This window comes from Candidatus Paceibacterota bacterium (genome assembly GCA_035452965.1).
In the GTDB taxonomy this organism is placed as follows: domain Bacteria; phylum Verrucomicrobiota; class Verrucomicrobiia; order Limisphaerales; family UBA8199; genus UBA8199.
In genome coordinates this window covers 110,892-133,835 of the sequence record DAOTCE010000011.1, presented here as the reverse complement: position 1 = coordinate 133,835, position 22,944 = coordinate 110,892, and the positions used below count along the sequence as shown (strand labels likewise).

Sequence of the window (22,944 nt, the reverse complement as noted above, 5' to 3'; positions counted from 1 at the left end):
AGAACCGGGCTCTCCTCACCACCGGTGAATAACTTTGGATGAGCTATAAGCGGCTCTGGGGGCGTTGGAATTGCTGACGGCGTTGGATTCGTGGCGCGCGTTCGTGGTCGCGAAGCGGTGGGACGTTGGATGTGTCGCGAGCGGAGCCGGCGTGACAGGCCGGGGGTGCCGGCGGAGCGCGAACTGATGGTCCTGCGAGTGTCAGCGAACTGGCTTTACAGGCGGATTCGGGAGGAGTAAGGGTGGCCTTGATGAAGAGAAGCCTTGGATCTGCCAAGCGGGGGCGTTTGGATATCACCCCGAAATGGGTGGATATCCAGACCTGTATAATCACTTGTAGATGCAGCCCATGAAACCACGCTTCTGGAAAATCACCGCGATTGTAGAAGCCCTCGTGCTGGTGGCACTCCTTGTGGTGGCTGCTTGGCAGTATCCGGTCCTGCGCGGCTTGCGCTACCACTTTCTTGACCGCGCTTGTGTATTTGGTGATGCCGTCGGCGTCGGTGAGTTGTTGCACCTTGGTGCAGATCCTGACGGCAAACGTGACTATCAACAGTATGCAAAGTACATCGCAGCCATCGAACCCACGGCTCCTCTTTTTCACGCAGCATGGAGCGGTGACACCAACATTCTCGCTCTGCTGCTCTCTGCCCACGCAAATCCGAACATTCTAAACGGGGAAGGCGACCTCACACCGATTGCTGTTGCCGCGATGCATGGCCACGCAGACGCCGTCCGTTTGCTCCTTACCTCTGGCGCGCGATCAGAGTTGCCTAGTGGCCGTTCCGTCATTGACCTTGCTCGCCAGCACGGCTTCACGAATATTGCGACCGTGCTGCAACAAACCAAATGAGGACGAACCGGGCATCTAACTATCGTGCTATCGCGAGCGTCACAGACCCGGCAGCCTTCGATGTTATCGCCGAACACCGCATAGACGTTTCAGAGGTTGGCGACGACGATTCGGTGTTTCCCTTCAATTGCGAACGGGGCGGCAGACAGGTTTTTCCCTTCTTTACCATCGAGGAGCGTGCCAAGCAGTTTGCCGGGGCTACAGGGTTTCCCGCTGACGTTACGGTGGTTCAGCCTTACCGTTTGATGTCTGGTTTTGTCGCCACGCCCGAAAACGAGATGTTTGAGCTTGTGCTGGACGCGGGTTCTCCGGCAGAGCGAATACTTTCTAAGGATGAGAGACTATTGCTTCGCACGCTCAGCACAGCCGCCTAGTCTGTCGGTGGAGCGAAAATGGCGGCGGGAGGTGACTCGTTTGCGGCGTGGAGCTCTTGGTGTCCGCCAGCATCCCTCACCTCTGCGTTAGGTCTAATGGACTCCAAGACGCGATTTCTGAACGTGCTAAAGCAGGAATTTGCTCCGCACGTAAGACAGGAGGGTTTCAAGGGATCTGGCCAGAATTTCTACCGAGTATCGAGCGATCTCATCAATGTGATCAATGTCCAGGCCTCGAAGTGGGGCGATAGCTACGCCGTGAACCTGGGGCTTCACCCGTTGGGGATGCCGACTGAGGGAACTGCAAGTGAACCTGAGGCAAAGCACCTAAAGGAGTACGAGTGCCTCTTTCGGACACGTCTCTCGAAACCCACCGAGACAGATCGCTGGTGGAAGCACAACGGTATCTTCACAAGTCCAGAACGGTCAGCCCGATCCTTGATCGACTGTTACAAGAGGTATGGTTCCAGATACTTCCTGATGTACCAAAGCGCAGCACAACTGCTTCAGGCCTTTGACTGTGATGAGATGGGTAGGAAGGATAATGTGGTGATCGCTGGGCAGACGATGGTCAAGGGGCGGGCAGCGTTGGTCGGGGCTTGGCTGGCAGAGCATCTTCACGATTACGCTAGAGCTAGGGAACTAGCCGACTTTGCCGAAGCGAATAAATGGGATAAATGGCCGTTTGCAGGTGAGGTTGCCCGACTACGACAATTGACCTAACAAGAAGTGAGTATGAATAAACTAATGATCCTGGCCGCGTGGTTGGTCCTAATCGCTGGAGGAAGCGCGGCAGAAGAAGCTGTAGGCATTCGTATCGTTGACGCTGCTCGGCAGCAGATCGGAGTGACCACAAACTATGACCCCTCATACACAAAACTCAAATATCCCGGTGGTGACGTTCCGCTTGGGACGGGGGTGTGTAGCGACGTGGTCGTGAGGGCCCTTCGCAGGGTGGGGACCGATCTGCAGAAGGAAGTGCATGAAGACATGGAAAAGAATTTCGCCGGTTACCCGCAGAAGTGGGGGCTGAAGGCGCCAGACAAAAACATTGATCACCGCAGAGTTCCCAACCTGATGCACTATTTCGAAAGGCATTCTATCTGGTTGCAGGAGAAAACGACACAACCGTATGTCTGGACTTACGCCCCAGGAGACATCGTGGCCTGGGACCTTGGAAGCGGAGTTACGCACATAGGGATCGTGTCCGACAAGAGGCCAGTGCATACGCCATGGGGAGATACGCCACTCATTATCCACAATATCGGCAGCGGCACGAAGGAAGAGGACATCCTTTTTAAGTACAAGGTCATCGGCCATTACCGGTTTAGGCCCCATGCAAAGGACTAGTCACATGGCCCAACACGCTCCACCGAATGACAACCCTGGTATGGCCCTTGCAATTCGGGAGCGGGTGGCGGGCCGGCGCCTGAGACTGCTCCCCAGGCTTACCCGAAGCCCGAAGGTGCCCCCGAAGCTGTGCGACGGAAAGCACTGGCGGCCTACTCCAAGACCTATTGGTTCAAGATGTATCCCAAGATGCGCAGTTGCACCAGGGTCAAGGGCGTCCCGGGGTATTCTGCCAGTTTCGGGAAGAGCGATCAGCCATTGGTAGGGCTCCCAAAGGAGGATACCAAGTGGCATGGCATCTGGGTGGAGTTTGATGACGCGATGGAGATAGTGAAACTACAGCAAGTGAGGTACTGATGGTCGCTAACCCGGCACATGCAGCGGACAGCGGGGTTCCGGCTCGGTCCAGCTCAGGGCGGGGCCCAGCGCTCCCTCGGCGCCGTCTTAGACACCTTGGTATGCACCCAGCATTGTTGACCGCTGCTATTCTGGGTTTGGTGTTGTCGCTTTTGTCAGCGCCCGAGTGCGTCGCCAGCTTTCCGATAGGCAACAGCGAGACGAACGTGACGGTTTCATTTGAGTTTCCCGCTGGGACCACCAATGCGATTACGCTGACCTACAATTCGGCCCTGGATGCATTCCGGAAGAGGCCACTGCCGAAGAAGATTTCACCGACTTACTACAAGATTGATTTTTGGATCTATGCGGCGCTGCAGTCCCTGGACCTTCGTTTTGAGACCAAGACAGTTCGGGGAGAGACGACTATTGTGCGAATATCCGAGACCGCGAGCGGACCTGACGGAGAGTGGATTTATTATGTGGATGGCATACGCTCGCGGTACCACATCAACACACAGTTAGATGCTGAGGTGAAGAAGATCAGATTTCTGTTCAAGAAGAGGGCGTCTAACCCGCAGGGGAGAGCGAGCGGGAGGCAGCCCGCTCACGTGGCGACGAATCGAACGCCAGCAACGGCGGGCTCGCGCCGGTCACCCTGAGCTTATGCTTGAAAAGTTCATGAAAGCTATCGAGAAGCGCGTATACGGTCCTGGAGCGTTCCCAACCCATGCGGCGGCAACCCGAGCGCTGCTGAAGTTTTGTGCCGAGCACCGTTACGACTTGTCCGACTTGGAGCACGTCCGCACCTGCCTGTCGAAGCTGGAGGCCGGCGAGAGGAGCAACGCCATCCAAGCATATATGAACATCCGTTGGGGAAAGGAGGGCTTTAGCGACTGGTGGCCGCCCGTGGTCCTGCCTTCAGAGACCCCGGAATATGTGGGTGAGGTGTTCATGGCCTTGGCTGAGCGCTGGCACCGGCTTACGGAGAATTTCGTTCGTGGCCACGGATAACCAGCGCCATGCGCATCCTTGACTCCGAGCGAGGTGTTCCTACGACGAACTTGAAGCATTGCGTGGAGTTTTACACTGACGTCCTCGGTTTCACTAAGGTCGCGGAGTCTGCGGACCGATGCACTCTGGCATTGGGTTCGGATCAGGTGGTATTCCGAAAGGCCCACAAGAATGAGGTTCGGTCGCTTCGCGACATCGGTTTCTCACTCGACTTCCGCGTCAGCGGTATTCGGGAGTACTACGACAAAGTACGTGCCGCCGGCAGAGCGGAGATTACGTTCGAGCTTGAGTTCATGCAGCCTGGCGTGTGGCAGTTCGTGCTCGTGGATTGCAACGGTTATCCTGTAGGGTTTGCGATGTGAGGATGACGACGGTTAACTATCCGGCTGGAGGCAACGCCGGATTCGCGGTTCTGCTTGTGTTCGGCGGGATACCGTCTCTGTTCCATATTGGGGGCCACTGGCCCGCGGCCGGTGATGAGCGTACTTGCTGCTACAGCGTATGAAGTGTCCGAGTTGCCGCAAACGTGCTTGTGCCTTTCTGGACTGGATGAAAGGTCCACGTGCCATCGCTCATGAGTGCCCGCATTGTGGGCAGGCATTACGAGCTTCTGTCCGCACATGGATAGTGCTTGCAGCGATGTTCGCGATGATCCCACTTGTGATCCAGGTCACGAGTTTCCTTTGCGACAGATATGGCGTAGATGACTTTTCCGCGCGAAAGGGAGCCTTCGCGGTGTGCTGGTTCGGAGTGATGGCCGTTTCTTCATTCGCCGAGTGGCGAACGGGCAGCTATAGAGTCATGTCGTGATCCGCCCCGAACATCCTGGTTCAGACCACGGCGCGATTACGTGTCCGTTCCATGCTGGACGTCCTGCGCGCGCCGTGCTTGTCGCCAGGATCAATCTCTGAACGTGGCGCACGAGCGGTGTGACTGGGAAGATGCTCACTTGGGGGGTGGTGTGGAGTTCTTGACTGCCGACGCCCTATGGGAAAGTACCCGCGCAAGCTCCTGTGCAAACAGCTCGTAGGCTGTGTCCTGCTCTCGGGTGTAGAGCACGACCCGGACCTCCTGAAGGTCGTGCGGCTCCTTCTCCAGAAAGTCCATTATTGTCTTTAGCGCAACTGGAGCTGCGAGGCGCAATGGGTAACCAAACGCCCCGGTAGAAATAGATGGGATCGAGATGCTGTGTAACCCGTTCTCAACCGCCACCTGCAGACTTCGGCGGTACGCGCTCGCTAATGTCTCGGGCTCGTCTTCGTCGCCGCCTCGCCATACCGGGCCGACGGCATGAATGACGTGACGGGCTTTGAGGTTGCCGCCGGTCGTGATAACCGCACCGCCGATGGGGCAACCGCCGATGCGGCGGCACTCCTCATAGATCTTGGGGCCACCTTTGGTGTGGATCGTGCCGTCAGTGCCGGCGCCCTTGTTCAGGCGATAGTGCGCCGCGGTGACTACCGCATCGGTGTCCTGGTCGGCGATATCGCCGGTCACAAGGCGGAGCACTGTCTTTCCGATTTGCGTCTGCGCGGGCATGAGTCGCCAAGGATCTGAAAAACAAACGATTTGCAGCATGCTCGCGCCTCCACCGAAAAGGCGTCAACGGATTTCTGAAGAATTTTTTGCCCGACCAGGCATCCCAAAGGTGTCTTGGTGCGCGATAATGCACGAGTGATTTGCGGCGGCGGGAAAACGGCCAAAAGTAGGTGCTATCGTTCCGCCGATGGCCGTAAATGCGACTCATCCTGATTACGACGCCGGGGCCGTGGAATGGTCCCGCGCGCGTGATGTCCTTGCCGGCGAAGATGCCGTCAAGGCTGGCGGGGAGAAGTATCTGCCTCGGCTGGACTCGATGACGGATGAGGAGTTCTCGGCCTATGTGAAGCGGGCTTCATACTTCAACGCCAGCGCGCGCACCTCTGAGGCTTACCTCGGTTTGATGTTCCGGCGTCCGCCCTTTTTGAAGCTGCCGAACGATGGCGCCGGCGTGGGCCGGGCGATGGCGGAGTTCCAGAACGACGCGGATATGCTGGGCACCACCCTGACCGGCTACGCGAAGATGGTCGTGGGTGATGTGATCGGACTTGGTCGCGCCGGCTCGTTGGTGGACTGGGAGGACGAAGTCGAGCAGCGGGCGTATGTGGTCTTCTACCGCGCCGAGCAGGTCATCAATTGGCGGGTGGAGCGGGTAAATGGCCGCAACGTGCCGACGCTGATCGTGCTGAAGGAACATGCCGTCGCCCAGCCCGGCCCGGATGATGATGGATTTACGCTGCAGCTCGTGGATCAGATGCGTGTCCTGAAGCTGGTGCCCGGCGAGTCGGCAGATCTTGCTGGCAAGCGGGACTACCACTGCCAGGTTGAGCTTTGGCAGCCGAAGAAAACGCAGCGCAGGGGCGCCAAGGTTGAGTGGCAGTTGATCGAAACGAGGACGCCGTTGAGGCTGGGCAAGCCGCTGCCGCTGATTCCGTTTGTGTTCCACGGGTCGCGGCATTCGCGGCCGGATGTGGAGCGTGGTCCGCTGGAGGACATCATCGCGGTGAACCTGGACCATTACCGTCTCAACGCTGACTTCAAGCATGGGCTCCATTTCACCGCGCTGCCCACGGCCTGGGTGAGCGGGTTCGATAAGGGTGCTTCGCTGCGGATTGGCTCGAGCACGGCCTGGGTATCGGAGACGCCGGGTGCCACTGCTGGGTTCCTGGAGTTCACCGGTCAGGGGCTGACGACTTTCGAGCGCGCGATGGACCGTGATGAGCGGCTCATGTCGATCCTGGGCTCCCGGATGCTGGAGGACATGAAGAAGGTCGGTGAGACCGCGACTGCGATCGAGCTCAGGCAGGCTGGGGAATACAGCATTCTCGGCAACGTGGCGTTGAGTGTAAGCGAGTCGCTGACGCAGGTTCTGCGCTGGGTTTATTGGTGGAACTCGACCGAGGAACTGCCGGACGACGTGAAAGGCGAGCAGGTGCTGATGACGCTCAACACTGATTTCAGCACGAAGGGTCTGGCGAGCCAGGACATTCAAGCCATCGTCGCAGCTTGGCAGGCAGGTGCGATCAGCCAGGACAGCATGTATGACCTTTTCCGCCGTGGTGAGGTCCTGCCTGAGGGCAGGACGAATACCGAAGAGGCGGCGCTGATTGAACAGCAAAGGCGCGAAGACGCGAAGAAGACTTTAGCGAATGGCACGAATGGCCAATCGCAAATGGCAGATGGCAAAACCAACGGCGCGCCCAACGGTAGCGCCTTAGCTGCGTGATTGATTTATGGCACTAAAATTCAAGTTCAAATCGAAAGATGAAATCCCGGCGGAGCAGCAAGCGCTCTATGTGGAGCGTGATGGTGCTTGGCTGCTGGACGTGGATGGTGCGGCGGACAAATCCAAGCTGGATGAGTTCCGCGCCAACAACATCGCGCTCAGCAACCAGCTCGCCGAACAGAAGAAACGCTTTGAGGGCATCGATCCTGAGCAGGTGCGCAAGCTCGCCGAGGAGAAGCAACGGCTCGAGGAAGCGCAGCAGCTCAAGGGCGGCGAGGTGGACAAGGTTGTCGAAGGCCGGCTCAAGACTGCGAAGACCGAATGGGATAAGCAATTCGCTGCTGTCACTTCCGAGCGTGACTCGCTGAATGCGCGCCTCACCGCCATTCAGATTGACCAGGGTGTCATCACCACGGCGACGAAGCGCGGTCTGCGCCCGACTGCTATTCCCGACATCACCGCCCGGGCGCGAACGGTGTTCCGCCTGGTGGATGGCGCGCCGCGCGCCTACGAGGCCGATGGCCAGACTGTGCGCGTGGGCAAGGATGGCATCACGCCGATGACTTTGGATGAGTGGGTCGAGCAGCAGGTTGCTGACGCTCCTCATCTGTTTGAATCCAACGCTGGTGGCGGTGCCGCCAGCAACGGCTCCGGTGGAGTCGGCAACAAGTCCGTGAAGAATCCCTTCCGCAAGGAGAGCTGGAACCTCACGGAGCAGATGCGGCTGACCAAGAGTGATCCGGGCCTGGCGGCTCGGCTCAAGGCAGCGGCTTGAATGAACCAGCGGCGTTCTCAGAAGACGCCGCTACAACCGGAGACTGTGAAGTATGGCTAAGACGTTAGTGGCGGATGTGATCATCCCCACAGAGTTCGAGAAGTACGCCATTGAGCGGACGGCTGAGCTGTCGCGATTTGGCGAGTCGGGCATCATCGAGATGGCGCCCGAGTTTGACACGTTAGCGCAGGGCGGCGGTCGCGAAGTGAAGATGCCGTTCTGGAAGGATCTGACTGCGACCCGACAGTTGCTGAACGATTCGGCGTCGCTGACGGTGAACAAGATCGCGGCGGACACGGACATCGCACGCATCCACAACGATGCGCAGGTCTGGAGTGTGAACCACCTGGCGAAGGTGGTTTCGGGCGACGATCCGATGCAGGCAATTGTGGACCTGGTCGGCGCCTACTGGGCGCGGACGGATGAGTCGCTGGTGATCTCGTGCCTCAAAGGCATGTTCGCCGCGGCTTCGATGGCGGGCAACCTGCTCGCGATTCATTCCGAGTCGGTGGCGGGCACCACCTCCGCGACCAAGCTGAACGGCGCGACCTTCGTGGACGCGTGCGCCAAGCTCGGCGATGCAGCCGGCAGGCTGACCGCAGTGGCGATGCACTCGGGGACTGAGGCCGCGCTGAAGAAGCTGGATCTGATCGACTTCCTGCCTGACAGCGAAGGCAAGCCGAGTCTGGCCAGCTTCCAGGGCCGGCGTGTGGTCGTGGATGACAGCTTGCCCACGCGAGCTGGCACCACTGACGGCACGGTGTACACGACCTACCTGTTCGGCCAGGGCGCCTTCGCGAAGGGTGTTGCTCCGCTGAGTGGCACTCCGCTGCAGGGCGGCTTCGGCACGGAAGGTGTCGAGCTGGCCCGTGTGCCGCTGGACAGCGACACGGTGCTGATCAACCGGCGCCGCTACATCCTCCATCCGCGCGGCGTGAAGTTCACCAGCGCTTCTGTGGCTGGTGACTCGCCGACGGCTGCGGAGCTGGAGACGGCTGCGAACTGGGTGCGCGTCTGGGAAAACAAGAACGTGCGCCTGGTGGCGATCACTCACAACAACTGAGCATGAGCCGGGGATGGCAACATCCCCGGCGCTTGCCTTCCCTGAAAGGACACAAGTATGGGCAAAGATGTTCCCCGCAGCTTCGAGAAGATTCGGAGCGGCGAGCAGATTCAGTATCCGACTTTCACCAACGTCGCGGCGGCGGTTGCTGCCGGCGTGACGGCGGCGAAGTTTCCTCGGCGCGTCATCTACCTGAGCGCCGGCGGCACTGGTTCAGTGCCGTGCCTCGCCATTAGCGATGGCACGAACTGGAAGCAAATCGCGATTGGAGCAAACGTCATCTGAACATGAGCGGCTTGCTTCCAATCATTCGGCGGGTGAGGCGTCCGCTGCTGCCGGTTGACTGGCCGGCGGACGCCAAGCCTGCGGTGGTGCCAGTTGCGGCCAGCACTGGTGAGCGGGTGACGCAGGGCGAGGTCGTGAACCAGCAGGATCCAAAAGAGAAACATGGCGAAGTTGCTTCAGCTCAGCAGGCCGAATAGGCGCGTCAGCAATATCGTGCGGACGTGGTGGGCGCTGCGGTCGCAGAGGCGGCGGCGCAACGCAGGGAGTGGAACTCCGGTGGCGCCTGTCATTGTGACCCTCAACCTTACGGAGAGCGCAGGGGAGCCGCTCTACTGGTTTGACGTTCTGATCGATTTCACGTTCGAGCAGGGGCGATTTCCCGATGGCACCATCGAGCTCTATTGGTCGCGGGGGTCTCAGGGGTGGATTGAGAATTACGTTGGTGCCGTTTCCAGCACCGTGCGGGCTTTCCGGCACGTGAGGGCGTTTAGCGACTTTGAGAATGACGATGTGTCTTACCGGATGCGTTACCGGTGCGGCACTGAGATCATTGGGCCTTTCGGCCCCGCTTACGAGTGGTACTACTGCGCGCCGTAGGAGTGTAATTGCATGGCTCTCACACTGATCAAGGAAGACGGGACCGGCAGGACGGACGCGAACAGCTACGCCACCGTCGCGGAGGCGGACGCGTATTTCGAGGCCCACTTGTATGCGTCGGCATGGACGGCCGCCACTGCGACCACGAAGGCCGCGGCGCTGGTCATGGCGACGCGGCTGGTGGATTCGCAGTATCAGTTCAACGGCTACCGCGCTCATGACACGCAGGCGTGTCAGTGGCCGCGTGAGCGGTGCCCTGATCCGGACCGCAACCTGGTCACGAGCACGACGATGTCGCCCGTGCTGACCAATTTCGTGCCGAGCACCACCGTGCCGCAGCCGGTCGCGGCTGCGGTGTGTGAGATGGCGCGCGAACTCCTGATTGCGGATCGGACTGCGGCGCCGGCTGGTGAGGGTCTCGACACGGTGACGACTGCTCACGCGACGCACGCCGCGACCGGGACCGGGAGCGACAGCACTTCGTCCACGACGAAGTACAACAAGAGCGACACGCGACCGATTATCTCGCGAGTCGCCCAGGCCATGCTCTCGAAGTATGGCGCGCTGATTGTCGGTGGCAGCGGCGCGGTGCAATTGGTGAGGGCATGAAGTGGTTCTGGGCAACGGTGTTTCTGGCATGGGCCGCGACCGCTGATGCGCAACGGGTGACGCTGGCCTGGGATGCTTCGCCCTCTGCGGCGGTGGCAGGCTACCGTGTCTACTGGGGCACCAGTGCGCGGGCCTATTGCTGCCTAACAAATGCGGGATTGGCGCTGACACAGGCGGTGGTGTTGCCGCATGGCGGGCGATGGTTCTTTGCAGCGACGGCTTATGACACCAACGGCTTGGAGTCGGATTTCAGCAACGAAGTGTCGTGGGAGAGCAAGCCGGTGCCGCCGGTGATGGCCGGCGAGACGTGGGTCCGGCTGGCGCCGGTGTTTGGGCGGAGCACGAACCTGGTGGCCTGGGGTGTTGTGACCGGGACACCGAGCTGGTTTCCGGCGACGAACCGGGCGGAGTTCTTCCGGATGAATGGGCTCCTGATGGAAAGAGTGATGGTGCCGTGACAAACATGAATGATTTGATCAGCAACGTTGACCACGCTGCCGGGATGAATGACCGGTGGTTGTTCGTGGCGAGCCTCGTCGTCTTCGGCGTGTTTGCGTGGTTTGTTATGCGGTATTTCGTGCTGCAACATGAGCGGCTGATCGAGGACCACAAGGAAGCCAGGGACAGCTACCAGGAGAGCCTCCGCGGGGTGGTGGCGGAGCAGAGCGCGGCCAACGCCAAACTCATCGTCTGCCTGGACAACAACACAAAAGTTCTGGAGGAGTGCAGGGATGAGCTGCGCCTCGTCCGGATGGAAAGGAATCAGTCGTGAAGAAGATGAGCCGTAGTGAGAAGTGTGTTTGGGCAACGTTGCTGGCCGGGGCGCTGGCGTTCCTGGTGGCGTGCGCGAGCGGGTGCGCGGCACTGGATCGGGCGGCCTACAGGCAGGAGGTTACCTGGACTAACGCGCCGATGGTGCAGGTGTTCACGAATACTGTTGTTGTGACCAAAACCGTGCCGGTGGTCACGGAACGCACGAATGTCGTGTTTGTGACCAACGCCGTGAGCGGCGTTGTGTCCGGCTACGCAGTGCGTGAGCCGGTGACAACTAACATGGTGACCGCTATCGTGACCAACATCGTGCCGGTGTTCATGACCAACCTGGTGCAGGTGCCGGTGACCAATTTGGTCGCCAAGCCTGAGGCGCTGGCCACCATCGAGGCGACGGGATCCATCGTTAACACTTTTGCGCCGGGCGTTGGGAGCATCCTCGCCCTGGCGCTTGGCGGCTTGTATCATGGATACCGACAGGTCCGCAACCGCAAGGTTAACGAGGCGCTCGTCCAGGGCGTGGAGACTGCGCGGGCTGTGCTGGCTACCACGCCGCAGGGTCAGGCGGCTGACGCACAGTTCGTGAAGTGGCTGATGGATCACCAGAAGGAGGCTGGGGTGTTTGCGACGGTCTCTGGCTTGGTGGACCAGCTCAGCGACAATCCCGCTGCGAAGATGACGGCTCAGGAGATCGCGGAGCGGGTGCAGCGTGCCGGGCAGCGGAGCGCGGGCGCCCAGGTTCCTGCTTAGGGCCGAGGTCAACGGCATGCTTGACGCCAATGGGAAACTGGGTACTAATGGTGGGGCGGAGAATCCGCGGTGAAGCGGCAAGAAAACCGCTGACAGGCGCTGACAGGAAAGTGGCGCAAACGTTCATTTTGGTTCGGGACAGCAAGTCGCACGACCTGAAAAATAGTGAATGTTTACGGGCCTGAGATGAAGGTTTGCGAAAGTAGCTGAAAGTCAAATCCCGATTCAAATCCTGTCGCTCCGACCACTTCTCCAATGTAGCAGGCATTGAAAGAAGTGAATGTCACGGCACAACTGTGCGCATCTGACGCCAGCAGCAGCGCTGACACACTACTGGCACAAGAAACGGCACTAGAACGCTGAATTCTGAACCTCGCACGCCGAACTCGGCACTGGCAGGGCGCAGGGGCGCCCGGTAGGATGCCGCGCAGGGGCGTGCTCTACTACGGCGACAACATTGAAATTGTGCGGCGCTATTTGAGTGATGAGCCGGTAAACCTGGTGTACTGGACCCGCCGTTCTGGAGTTGCCTGTCTCAGCCTTGGCGGCGGCCCGTAGTCACCTATATCTTTGGGTGCCGAATGCATTGCTGGCAGAAGGCCTTACAGTAATGCGGCGCTGGGGATTCACCTACAAGTCCAATCTGGTTTGGTATAAGGTCCGCAAAGATGGAGGGCCGGACGGGCGCGGAGTGGGGTTCTACTTCCGCAACGTAACGGAGCTCGTTCTATTTGGAGTTCGAGGCAGCATGCGCACTTTGAAGCCGGGGCGTACTCAGGTGAACCTCATTGCCACCCGAAAGCGCGAGCATTCGCGCAAGCCAGATGAAATCTACGACCTCATCGAAGCCTGTTCCCCAGGCCCTTACCTAGAATTATTCGCGCGGTTCAGCAGGGCTAATTGGTGCCAGTGGGGTAATGAGGACGTCGAGGAGAACAGCCACTACGGAGTTGGCGTGCGCAATGGTCATGTGGACGACCAAATGCGGCTCCTTGAACCGCCGAAGAATTATCGGGGGCGATGACATCCTCTTGATCGTCGAGGCAATTCATGCGGTGGCTTGGTGGTGCGATTCGTCGAGCAGAAAAATGGGGTCCATCATGGCGGTGGTGGTTAAGACATTCTGGAGGGCCCCCAACGCAAGGGCCAAAGGGTACGAGCAGCGGGCGGTGGAGCTCTAACTCTGAAGTCTAGAAGTTGCAGGATGGTCCTCGTCAGGAGTTCCCAATACCCAAGGAGGATGGGTAGCCAGCAACGACGCTAACCTATGCACACTAATCCGACTAGGCGACCTTGCTCTGTCCGTCTGCTGGCCGTCAACCGACCATAACGCGAGGGAATCCATAGCACAGGAGGCGCGCCCCGCAGCCGGATCCTGCAGGCCGCAACGCAGTTGTCGCAAAAGGTTCACACCAGCATTCCGAGGCAGAGCGCGGAGCCAGGGTGCTTCCGGCTTCTGTCCTACAGGCCTGAGGCACCCCACACCCAAGCCAGCGACCATGATGGGACGGCGGCAACCCGGCGGGGCTACGGTGTGTATCCCATGGGGAGCGCTCCCCATGGGATACACACAGGGATATCACGGGTGTCACATCGTTGTCGCACCGGCATTTCCGGCTTTGGGGGGTCGTTGCGGCAAATGTGCTCGGGAAGCACAACTATCTCAAAAATGGACACAGTGCCGATTTCCGCCGGAACGGCTATTCGGTCCAGGAATATGGGACTTCCTGCACATCCACCCTGCCTACCCAAATACAACGGCCCCCGTGCTCCCTGCTCCTTCCAGGCGGGAACTGTGGTGCCTTGCGAGAAGGCCGAGTGATCGGCTTCGGAAGGCGGGAGTGGTAATTGGTGTCGCCGGTCCGCGGCGGGAAGCTACCTAGCGGAAATCTCCAGCATCCGCTGAATCGGCGCTTGAGCGCGGCGGATGATCTCGGCGGGCAATTCGATGCGCGGCGAGAGGTTCTTCATACAGTCGCGCAGCTTCTCCAGCGTGTTCAGCTTCATGAATTTGCACTCGCTGCAGCGGCACGGATCCGTCGGGGCGCGCATCGCATCGAAGACAGGCGCGCATACAAACTCCTTGCCCGGGCACTCCTTCTGCAACCGGTGAATGATGCCAGACTCGGTCACCACAATGAATTGCTTCGCCGGGGCAGTTCGGCAATAGGAAATCATCTTCTCGGTCGAGCACACCGAATCGGCCAGTTCCCGCACCTCGCGCAGGCTCTCGGGATGCGCCACCACCTTTGCTTCCGGGTAAGACTGTTTCGCGCGCAGCAGGCTCTCGCGCCGGAACTCCACGTGCGCATAGCAATTGCCCCGCCACAGCGTCATTGGCCGCCCCGTCTGCTCCATTACCCATTGGCCGAGGTTTTCGTCAGGCACGAACAGGAGGTCCTTGCCCTTTGGAGCGACGTTGACGATCTTGACGGCGTTTCCGCTGGTGCAAATCACGTCGCTGAGCGCCTTCACCGCCGCGCTGCAGTTAATGTAGGTGACGGTGTAGAAGTTGGGATTGGTCTTCTGGAATTCGGCCAGCTTGTCTGCCGGGCAGGCCTCTTCGAGCGAGCAACCGGCGTCCTTGTCCGGCAGGACCACGATCTTGGCCGGGCTGAGTATCTTGGCCGTCTCGGCCATGAAATGAACGCCGCAAAAGGCGATCACGTCGGCCTTGGTCAGGGCGGCCTGCTGTGAAAGACCCAGCGAATCGCCCACGTAGTCGGCGATATCCTGGATCTCGGGCACCTGGTAGTTATGGGCCAGAATGACTGCGTTCAGTTGCTTCTTGAGCACCAGGATCTCTCGCGACAGCGCATCCAATTGCGCTTTCGGCATTGGTTGACGCAGCGGGAAGCGATCTACGCCGACCGGGTTAACTACCGTTGACACAGTCATCAGGCACAACTTAGCGGCCTAAGTTGGGGACGTCAATTTGGACAGAGGCAACTCAGCCGTATTTCACGTACCTGAGTTCGCGGATATCCAGTGTCCCGACCTTCGCGTCATAGAACGGTTTGCCCTTTCGCACGCCGACGGTGCCGTAGCCGGTAGCCGTGGAGAAGAAGCAGCGGAAGTCGCCTGCAATCCGGGGCTCAAGATGAAGCACCTTGTCCACAGCGTCATAGCGCGCGCCGCTCAGGCCGAACAGCAGGGCGTAGGAGGACATCGCCCGGGCATACCAATGCCCGCACTCGTATTCGTTGAACGGATTGCGCACGCGGCCGTCGTAGCGGTCGCGGCACACGCGCACGACCTCGAGCCCTTCCCGCACCAGGCCCATCCGCATCAGGTGCGAGGCGACCTGGTATTCGATGCCGGTCCAGACTTCGTTGGAGTAAACAAAGGGCAGTGCCAACTCCCCCCCCTTCGGCCAGGTGCAGAGGACCAGGCCGCCTTCAGCGCCACAAGCGTAAGTCGGCCGCTGAGGATTGGCGAAGTCGGAGAGGTCGTGCTTGAGGTTATACTTGTGGATGGCCCGCAGGTGGCTGGCGACCTTCGGCGCCGCGAGCACCTGGCCGGCCCCGCAGACCAGCGCCATCCAGGAACCGAGCACACCATCGGCCAGGCAGCCGGTGCCGTACTGGTATTTCGGCCCTTCTTTCTCCAGGAGGGCGACCGCTTCCGGCGAGTAGCTTCCCACCATGCTTTTGTTCTCCAGCGGGCTCTGGGCGCGCAGGTTCTTCCACTCGATGCGCTGAATGAAATACTCCCCGTCAAACAGCTCGGACTCCGTCTTGCGGATGCCGGCGGCCAGCAACTCGGCATATAGCGGGACCTCGTTCTCCAGGGCCTTGCCCATAATGGTCGCGGCCTGCAATGCGCCCAGGTAAAAGCTGGTGCACATGCCGTCCGCTCCCCAGAACTCGATGTCGTAAGTGTTGTGGTGGGGTTCTTCCAACACACCCTTGTGCCCGGGGTCCCAGGTCTGGATGCAATAATCCAGGCTGCGCTTGACCTTCGGCCAGAGCCCGCGCAGCCATTCAGTGTCGCCGCTGATCCGCCAGTCGCGGAACACCTTCATGATGCCGCCGAGTTGTCCGTCGGCGGCGGCATGGAAGTCGTGTTCCAATGGCCGAATCGGCAGCGCGCTGCGGAATTGCTGGTGCCCGGCGTCGTTCTGCGACGGCCCGAACTCGGTCTCGCGCAACGTCCGCTCCAGGCTCGGGAAGAGGTGCGGGATGGCCTGAGCGTAATTCCAGACGTGCGTGCAGGAACCAGCGCAGCAGCCAGTGTTGTCCTTGCAGCCTTCCCAGCCCCAAAGCCGGCCATCGGTCTGGCGCATGACCGTTGGCGACTTGAGAATGGTCAGGTTTGCAGCGATGGCTTCGGTGATTTCGGGCGGCAGGGTGGAGTCATGGAAGCAATCCGAGAACCGGCTGGCCTTCTGGCGCAACTCATCATAATGGTCGCGCCAATAGAATGTCACCCCGTTGATTTCCGTAAACCGCCCGGCGTACCAGGGGCGGTAGTTATCCCGCTGGCCCGGCTCCAGCTTGAGCTCGGCCGGATCTTTGCCGAAGCGCAGGTTGGTCTGCCCCACGAACCACGCCAACCGCAACACGATGCACTTCGATGCACCGGCGCCAAGCTGCAGCGGAACGAACAAACTCCCGCCGGGGCTCGGGCCGCCCTCGGTCAACGGCGCGCAGTCGTAACACGCCCCATCGGCCACGTCTTTCCAAGCCAGGGTTAGCGCATCCCACCAGCCGCCGCGGAACCAGGCGTGATTCACTTTCACCCCAGGTTCGGACACTGTTGCGGAGAAAGCGGCTTCTTCCCACGGATTGCCCTTCGCCCCGCCGCCCCACAGGATGAAACCGCCCGCAATGGGCCGCACCGCCTGCGGGTTGTTGCCTGTCGCCATGAAGTTCTTGGAATTGAAAGAGAACACGGCCTCGATCGGACTCTTGCTGCGGTTGGTGAACCGGTATTCCAACGCGGCCACCGGCAGGCTGGCATTGTCCGGGTCGCCGGGCTCGAACGGGCTCCAGGCCGTGACTTCGACGCCTAGCGGAACCTGGGGGTCCGCAAGTGTCAGCACACCGAACGGAAAGCGGGCCTTGAAAGTGGCATTGGCAAACCGGGGCAGGCCATAGGTGGTCCCTCCCGACCCGTTCCCTGAACCTTGCGGCCCGTAGAGCTTGCGGGTCGGCACGGGCCCTTCCAGGACACGGGCCGCGGGCCGTTTGCCCTGGACCGAAATGGCCGCGAAGATACAAGGCTCGTTGAAAATGTCGGGCCGATTGCGCAATGAAACATGCGAGAGTGCCCCAGTCCCTTCAAAGCAGATCATGCCTGCCCCAATGCCACCCAATGGAAACGCCACCTGGTTCAGGAATTCGCCGGAATACGACCCGTCGTAGGCGCGCCGCCCGCGCCGGCCCACCGCGCGTGTGGTGCGCAGCCCCGGTGACTGGGCCGCTGGACCTTGCCCGGCCGGGGCCGCGGACGCAGCGCCCAAGCTGCCGACTGTGCCGACAGTTGCGGCGGAGAGCTTGAGAAACTTGCGGCGGGGCATGGGGGAGTCATTGTCTGCGGCGATGGCCATAATCATTCCTTCGGTTGCTTGTTGTGCTAAACGACCCGTTTATGCCGGACATGCCGAATTAGTTCAAGCAACCTTTGCCGAATTGCGCTGGACGTGACGCTTCTATAGGACTTTTCATTCGACAATTGGGCGGAGTTGGACTATAAATACCAGCCAGGCGCAGTCGGGAAGCGCCCCTGGGCTGAGGAGGTCCGGGACAGGGCAATCAAGGCCCAATCATGGAGTAATCATGCTCCAATCATGCTCCAATCATGCTCCAATCATGCTCCAATCATGCTATCAACACCGGGGCAACACGCCGGCAACCCGATCCAATCCCGCGCAAGATCCCCGCGCGCCTTCAGGCATACGGGCTGGCCTGGTCCGAGGCCCGATCCTCGCCTCCAGCCGCAAGTGGCGGAGACACAAGGAATTAGCCAGGGCGGAAAGGCCACTGTGAGTGCGGATGTCAGTAAACCGGCGTGCTCTTGCACTAACGATGCTCTTTCCCGTCCTTGCGCCGACAATGACACTTGAGATGGATGACGGCCTCCTATCGTAGGTGCCAAACTGCCAAGGGGAAGAGCTTAGGTCTGCCCTGCAGCCTCTTTGCAATCGAAAGGCTTTCTGCCACAACGACTTGCGTCTGCTCCCACCCCCAAGATCACCGCTTTCAGAGGTGAGTAGCGCAAGTCTGGCTAGTCATAAGCCTCGGTTTCTGAGTCCAGCCGCATGACCGGGCCAGCCGGGCCCAATTTCGGCTTACGACTTGCTCTCTAGTGCTGCGTGGTTTACCAATGTTCGCGTGATTCTGATGATAATGACCCGTGGAAACGGCGGTCTTTTTGCTTGTGTCCCCGTCGGCCGGCGCCTGACCGCAGCCGCGCGGGCTGCCTGATTTTGCTCATCCTTTCCGTGCCGCGCTGACTCCGTTCAATGATGAAATCTCCCAACGATATCTACCAAACAGATGTCCCCCGTCCCACCGTCGAAGTGGTCCTGCCTGATGGCCGGATTCTCTGCGGGCCGCGCAAACGGCCCATTGCCGCCTTTCTAAAGTGCCTGCCGGAATGGAATACCAACGACCTGATTGTTGGCGCGGTCGTCAACGGCGAATTGCGCGAGCTGACGCACCCGGTCGAACTGGACTCCCGCGCGCAGCTCGTTCGGATGTCCGACCCCGACGGCTCGGGCATTTACCGCCGCTCAGTCACCTTTCTGCTGGAGGCCGCCTTCGAGGATGTCTTCCCTGCGGCGGACATCTCCGTTGACCACTCACTCTCTTCGGGCGGTTTCTATTGCTCGGTCATCGGCCGCCCTCCGCTTTCGCGGGAAGAGTTGGCCGCGGTCGAGTCTCGCATGAAAGAGCTGGTCAAAGCCGATCTGCCCTTCGAGCGGAAGGTCGTGCCCTTGCAGGAAGCCATTGACTACTTCCAATCCAAGGGACAGGACGAGAAGGTTCAGCTCCTCAAGTTCCGCCGCAAGGACACACTGGTGCTGTACACGTTGCGCGACCGCTGCGACTACCACCACGGCTTCATGGTGCCCGCCACCGGTTACGTGCGCTGGTTTGCCCTCACCCCGATGGGCGACGGCTTCGCTCTGCGTTTTCCCCGCCGCAACACACCCAATGAGCTGCGGCCCTTGCCTGATTCCAAGAAGTTGCTCGCCACCTTCCTCGAATACAACAATTGGCTTATCCGGCTTGGCATTGAAAACGTGGGCGCGTTAAACACCGCCATCCAGAACAAGCGCGTCAGCGAACTCATTCTCATCTCCGAAGCCCTGCACGAGCATCGCATTGCCGAGATCGCCCGTTTTGTCATGGAGCGTTCCAAGGACGCACGCATTGTTCTGGTAGCCGGGCCCTCTTCCTCCGGCAAGACCACCTTTTCCAAGCGCCTCGCCGTCCAACTGTTGGCGCAGGGCATTTCGCCCTTCCCGCTCGAACTGGACAACTACTTCCTGGACCGCGAGAAGACCCCCAAGGACGAGAAGGGCGCCTACGAATTCGAAGCGCTCGGGGCGTTGGACACTGCGCGGCTCCAGTCTGACCTCCAGCAGTTGATCGCCGGCCAGGAAGTGCAACTGCCCAGGTTCAACTTTCCCCTCGGTCGCAGCGAGCCCGGCGACTTCGTGAAGCTCGAAAAGGGCCAGCTTGTCATTCTCGAAGGCATCCACGGCCTCAATCCGCGCCTGTTGCCGGGCCTGTCCCCGCGCCAGACCACCCGCATCTACGTCTCCTGCCTCACCCAGTTGAACCTGGACCGCCATAACCGCATCTCCACCACGGACACCCGTTTGCTCCGCCGAATCATCCGCGACGCCCGCGACCGCGGCTACACCGCCCAGCAGACCATCGGTCACTGGGAATCGGTCGGGCGCGGAGAGAAAAAACACATCTTTGCCTACCAGGAGAATGCGGATGTGATGTTCAACTCCGCCTTGGTCTATGAGCTCTCGGCCATTCGAATGCTGGCTGAGCCACTGCTGCGCCAGGTCGTCTTTGGCACCCCCGAATACATCGAAGCCAAGCGCCTGCTTTCTTTTCTGCAGTGGTTTTTGCCCATCAACGAGGACCTCGTACCCGATAATTCCATCCTGCGCGAGTTTATCGACGGCTCCATCTTGAAGAACTTCACCCTGTGGCAAAACGGCAAGCACAACGACGACTACGGCGCCCACGGCGTCGTCTCGGAACTGAACTGCTAAGGCCGCACCAGTAGTGCAACCCGCGCCAGATCTGCAGCTGCATCGCAATCCTTCTTGTCACCCGCCTGGCCCGGGCGACCGGGGTTGGCCAGAAGGCCCGCATGTTCAGTCCCCGGGGTGAGGCAAAGGCGTTGCTGCCTCACTCGATCCGAATCAAGCCCTCGGTCATGACATAGTGCCTTTGGATCTTCATTTTCTCCATCCAGGCGCGCACCTCGAGCGTCTGCCACGGGCCCGACCCCTTGCCTTTGCCGGAGTCGTTGTCCCAAAGCCAGAGCGGCGTCGGCCATAGACACGCGGTCGGCCTGACCGCCCGATAGAACGCTTCGTCAACTCCAGTTTGTCCGTGATGGGCCATCTGGACATAATCCGCGCGCAGGCGCCCGGCAAGGGGCGAGTTCAGCAGCTTGCGCCCGCCCTCGACGCCGAGATCGGCGGTGAAGAGGACTGACTTGGCCTTGTCGGAGACCCGCAAGACCAGGCTCGAGTTGTTGATGGCGTTGTTTGTGATCTCGAGGTTGCGGACGCCGAGCACCTCGAAGCGCAGGCGGTCCATCACCATTTCCTGACCGGGTGAAAGCTCGAGGATGGGCTGGTTCGCTTTGCGCAGGGTCTCCAGGAACTGCTCATATGGTTTGGCATCCTGCGCTCCGTAACCCGTTGCCGCCACCCACTCCAGGGTTGGCAGCGACCCGTAGATCTTCTTGATGCGCGGCGCTTCCTTATCGCCGGCCAACTGGGTCAAGGCGCCGAAATGGTCATCGTGCGCATGAGTGATGAACCACGCCTCGACTTCGTTGCCCAGGGCCGCAAGGAACCCCTTCAAGTAGGCCGCATCTCCAGAAGTGCCGCCATCGAGCACAATCACCTTCCCGCCCACCGTTCGCAGGACATAGGACATGATCTGGCTGTGGGTTTGGTTCGGCAATTGCCAAAGGACAAACGTCGTGCCTGACGGCCCGCGCGAGTCATGCTCGGCCCCCCACGCCAGGCCGCCGGCCATCACCGTTGCCTCAAGCAACAAGACCCATAATCTGAGCAACTTAAACATTCCTCTTCCTACAGGATGGTCGGGCGATTGTCCAAATCGGAATATTGCCGTGCCTGCAATGCAGGCACTGATGCCGGATGCAAAACCGTGTCGTCGGGGCTAATCGTAGGGTTCATCCGGCTGATCCCCTTTTTGCGCCCTTGCGCCTTTGCGTGGGTTAATCCCGTGCTTTGGGCGAATGCAGCACGCGCGGTGAATTCGCCTCCTGCCACCTGACATAGTCGGCATAGAGCCGGGTCGAGTCGGGATGGCCTGCGAAGGCCTTGCTGCCGGGCTTGTTCATTAGCCCCTGGTACTGGTAGATCAGGATCTTATCCACGAACGGTGACACCGCCGCCAGTTGCTCCTTCAAGCGTGGGAACGGCGCGGGAATCAGCGGGCTGCTCTGCTGGTTGGGCGGGCCTTCCCAAGCGAACGTCTCCACATCCGCCCAGAGCGTCCGCTGCGGTACCCGGTCGTGCGCCCGCCGCAACTTCTCGAAGGCCCCCGCGCTCTGCGCCGCGGTCATCCGCAAGCACCCGACTTCGTCCTGGTAGGCAATGATGTCCACCTCCAGTCGTTCGAGTTGGCGCACGAACTGGTCATCGCACACCGCGCGGTTTGTCCCGTAGGGGGCGATGAGCGTTTTCGCCTTGGGCATCAGCTTGCGCCCCTCAGCGCCGCACTCATTGACATAGGCGATGAACTCGTCCGTGAAATACGGCCCCAGCGCCGCCTCGTTTGGCCAATACCAGCCGTAGAAACTCCGGTGGTGGCCGTATTGCCGGGCCACCTCACCCATCATCTGGAACCGCGCCCGCACCCGCGCCGGGTCGCGCAGGCACTGATAATCCCACGGCCCATACCAATCGCTGCTGATGAAGAACTTGACCCCGCATTTGTCCGCCGCCTTGAGCAGCGCCCCGATGGGGTCTTCACACGCCAGCTTGAGCTTCGGCAGCAGCGGCGTGTTGTAGAACGCCTTGCTGTCCTTCGCGATGGCGAGCAGCACCAGATACTCCATCCCGATGTCCGCGACTTCCTTCACCGCCAGCTCCCATTGCCTGGCGCTGTAGCTCAGGCACGCTTCGTTCCAGTAGAAGTGCCGCCGGTCATCCCACCAAATGCTAATCCAACTCCCTTTGATCGGCTTTATTCGAGCCGGTCTGCCCACTCGCCGCGGCGTTCCCTCGGCCACGCCCGCCCAGGTCGCTGCCATGCTTCCCCCCAGCAATCGCAGGAATTCTGATCGTGAGAGGCTATTCATGGCCCTCAACCAGGCGGGAAATCAACAACAGGCATGGCGAACCTATACACGCCCTGCCTTGGATATGGCAAAGACAAACGGTTCGTCGTCGGGTGCCGACGGTCTGGATTCAAGAACCCAGGGGATCGCAGCCGCCAACGTCAGTTGGCGCATTCTACTGCCGGGACGGGGATCAGCGCCAACTAACGTTGGCGGCTACAACCCTTTGAATCGGCCTTGGGGGAGGGACCCCAGTCCTCCTTGCCTGCGGCGACCCCGCCGGACGGGCGACGATCCCGCCACGGTGGTCGCATGCTGGCATTTGGCCTGCGGCTGGCTGGAGAATGGCTTGTTAGTGCGGGTAGTGTAGAGTAATGGTCGTTT

General features: G+C 60.3%; 24 protein-coding genes and 1 pseudogene. 20 read left to right on the top strand and 5 right to left on the bottom strand.

The features are described 5' to 3' along the window. Positions 1 to 349: 349 nt before the first annotated feature. The 8 genes from P5205_11290 (at position 350) to P5205_11255 (ending at position 4,289) form a co-directional block, all read left to right on the top strand. On the top strand, positions 350 to 853 hold the full coding sequence (locus P5205_11290; protein ID HSA10941.1) for an ankyrin repeat domain-containing protein: 504 nt from the start codon (positions 350 to 352) through the stop codon (positions 851 to 853). Further along, positions 850 to 1,227 carry a hypothetical protein gene (locus P5205_11285; GenBank protein HSA10940.1) on the top strand — a complete coding sequence of 126 codons (378 nt, stop codon included), beginning with the start codon at positions 850 to 852 and terminating at the stop codon, positions 1,225 to 1,227. The genes P5205_11290 and P5205_11285 overlap by 4 nt, the downstream gene beginning before the upstream one ends. 96 nt (positions 1,228 to 1,323) lie before the next feature. Then, entirely contained in the window at positions 1,324 to 1,950 is a 627-nt protein-coding gene (locus P5205_11280) for a DUF4304 domain-containing protein (protein HSA10939.1), read from the top strand. A 12-nt stretch (positions 1,951 to 1,962) separates the two neighbouring features. Then, the gene (locus tag P5205_11275) at positions 1,963 to 2,577 is read left to right on the top strand and encodes a DUF1287 domain-containing protein (protein ID HSA10938.1); all 615 of its coding nucleotides are present in this window, start codon (positions 1,963 to 1,965) and stop codon (positions 2,575 to 2,577) included. 129 nt (positions 2,578 to 2,706) lie between these two features. After that, on the top strand, positions 2,707 to 2,934 hold the full coding sequence (locus tag P5205_11270; protein HSA10937.1) for a hypothetical protein: 228 nt from the start codon (positions 2,707 to 2,709) through the stop codon (positions 2,932 to 2,934). A 101-nt stretch (positions 2,935 to 3,035) separates the two neighbouring features. Beyond that, entirely contained in the window at positions 3,036 to 3,575 is a 540-nt protein-coding gene (locus tag P5205_11265) for a hypothetical protein (protein HSA10936.1), read from the top strand. Between the two features lie 4 nt (positions 3,576 to 3,579). After that, entirely contained in the window at positions 3,580 to 3,927 is a 348-nt protein-coding gene (locus P5205_11260; protein HSA10935.1) for a hypothetical protein, read from the top strand. An 8-nt stretch (positions 3,928 to 3,935) separates the two neighbouring features. Further along, positions 3,936 to 4,289: a VOC family protein gene (locus tag P5205_11255; GenBank protein ID HSA10934.1), complete on the top strand. Its 354-nt coding sequence runs from the start codon at positions 3,936 to 3,938 to the stop codon at positions 4,287 to 4,289. 583 nt (positions 4,290 to 4,872) lie between these two features. Here the strand turns inward: P5205_11255 and P5205_11250 are convergent. After that, entirely contained in the window at positions 4,873 to 5,466 is a 594-nt protein-coding gene (locus P5205_11250; GenBank protein ID HSA10933.1) for a macro domain-containing protein, read from the bottom strand. A gap of 187 nt (positions 5,467 to 5,653) precedes the next feature. Between P5205_11250 and P5205_11245 the strand changes: the two genes are divergently transcribed. The 11 genes and pseudogenes from P5205_11245 to P5205_11195 all read left to right on the top strand — a co-directional run bounded on the left by P5205_11245 (position 5,654) and on the right by P5205_11195 (position 13,066). After that, positions 5,654 to 7,192 carry a DUF4055 domain-containing protein gene (locus tag P5205_11245; protein HSA10932.1) on the top strand — a complete coding sequence of 513 codons (1,539 nt, stop codon included), beginning with the start codon at positions 5,654 to 5,656 and terminating at the stop codon, positions 7,190 to 7,192. A 7-nt stretch (positions 7,193 to 7,199) separates the two neighbouring features. Beyond that, complete coding sequence (locus P5205_11240; GenBank protein ID HSA10931.1) at positions 7,200 to 7,967, top strand: hypothetical protein; 768 nt, start codon at positions 7,200 to 7,202, stop codon at positions 7,965 to 7,967. A 52-nt stretch (positions 7,968 to 8,019) separates the two neighbouring features. Then, a complete protein-coding gene (locus P5205_11235; protein HSA10930.1) occupies positions 8,020 to 9,030 on the top strand; it encodes a coat protein in 1,011 nt (336 codons plus the stop codon). Between the two features lie 57 nt (positions 9,031 to 9,087). Then, on the top strand, positions 9,088 to 9,315 hold the full coding sequence (locus P5205_11230) for a hypothetical protein (GenBank protein ID HSA10929.1): 228 nt from the start codon (positions 9,088 to 9,090) through the stop codon (positions 9,313 to 9,315). 2 nt (positions 9,316 to 9,317) lie between these two features. After that, entirely contained in the window at positions 9,318 to 9,512 is a 195-nt protein-coding gene (locus tag P5205_11225; GenBank protein ID HSA10928.1) for a hypothetical protein, read from the top strand. Between the two features lie 94 nt (positions 9,513 to 9,606). After that, positions 9,607 to 9,912, top strand: a complete 306-nt coding sequence (locus P5205_11220) for a hypothetical protein (GenBank protein HSA10927.1) — start codon at positions 9,607 to 9,609, stop codon at positions 9,910 to 9,912. A gap of 12 nt (positions 9,913 to 9,924) precedes the next feature. Next, positions 9,925 to 10,521 carry a hypothetical protein gene (locus tag P5205_11215; GenBank protein HSA10926.1) on the top strand — a complete coding sequence of 199 codons (597 nt, stop codon included), beginning with the start codon at positions 9,925 to 9,927 and terminating at the stop codon, positions 10,519 to 10,521. After that, entirely contained in the window at positions 10,518 to 10,979 is a 462-nt protein-coding gene (locus P5205_11210) for a hypothetical protein (protein HSA10925.1), read from the top strand. Before P5205_11215 ends, P5205_11210 begins: the two co-directional genes overlap by 4 nt. 5 nt (positions 10,980 to 10,984) lie before the next feature. After that, positions 10,985 to 11,293, top strand: coding sequence for a hypothetical protein (locus P5205_11205; protein HSA10924.1), 309 nt, complete (start codon positions 10,985 to 10,987; stop codon positions 11,291 to 11,293). 5 nt (positions 11,294 to 11,298) lie between these two features. Beyond that, complete coding sequence (locus tag P5205_11200) at positions 11,299 to 12,042, top strand: hypothetical protein (protein HSA10923.1); 744 nt, start codon at positions 11,299 to 11,301, stop codon at positions 12,040 to 12,042. Between the two features lie 517 nt (positions 12,043 to 12,559). Further along, positions 12,560 to 13,066, top strand: a pseudogene (locus P5205_11195) (MT-A70 family methyltransferase). Positions 13,067 to 13,917: 851 nt separating this feature from the next. Here the strand turns inward: P5205_11195 and nadA are convergent. Both nadA and P5205_11185 read right to left on the bottom strand, forming a co-directional pair. Continuing rightward, positions 13,918 to 14,880, bottom strand: a complete 963-nt coding sequence (gene nadA / locus P5205_11190; protein HSA10922.1) for a quinolinate synthase NadA — start codon at positions 14,878 to 14,880, stop codon at positions 13,918 to 13,920. 112 nt (positions 14,881 to 14,992) lie between these two features. Continuing rightward, complete coding sequence (locus tag P5205_11185; GenBank protein HSA10921.1) at positions 14,993 to 17,593, bottom strand: GH116 family glycosyl hydrolase; 2,601 nt, start codon at positions 17,591 to 17,593, stop codon at positions 14,993 to 14,995. Positions 17,594 to 18,508: 915 nt separating this feature from the next. On the opposite strand from P5205_11185, the gene P5205_11180 reads away from it, so the two are divergent. Continuing rightward, a complete protein-coding gene (locus tag P5205_11180; protein ID HSA10920.1) occupies positions 18,509 to 20,284 on the top strand; it encodes a nucleoside kinase in 1,776 nt (591 codons plus the stop codon). Positions 20,285 to 20,423: 139 nt separating this feature from the next. On the opposite strand, the gene P5205_11175 is transcribed toward P5205_11180, so the two are convergent. Together P5205_11175 and P5205_11170 are read right to left on the bottom strand one after the other, a co-directional pair. Next, positions 20,424 to 21,335: an MBL fold metallo-hydrolase gene (locus tag P5205_11175; GenBank protein HSA10919.1), complete on the bottom strand. Its 912-nt coding sequence runs from the start codon at positions 21,333 to 21,335 to the stop codon at positions 20,424 to 20,426. 157 nt (positions 21,336 to 21,492) lie between these two features. After that, the gene (locus P5205_11170) at positions 21,493 to 22,533 is read right to left on the bottom strand and encodes a DUF4434 domain-containing protein (protein HSA10918.1); all 1,041 of its coding nucleotides are present in this window, start codon (positions 22,531 to 22,533) and stop codon (positions 21,493 to 21,495) included. Positions 22,534 to 22,944: the final 411 nt, after the last annotated feature.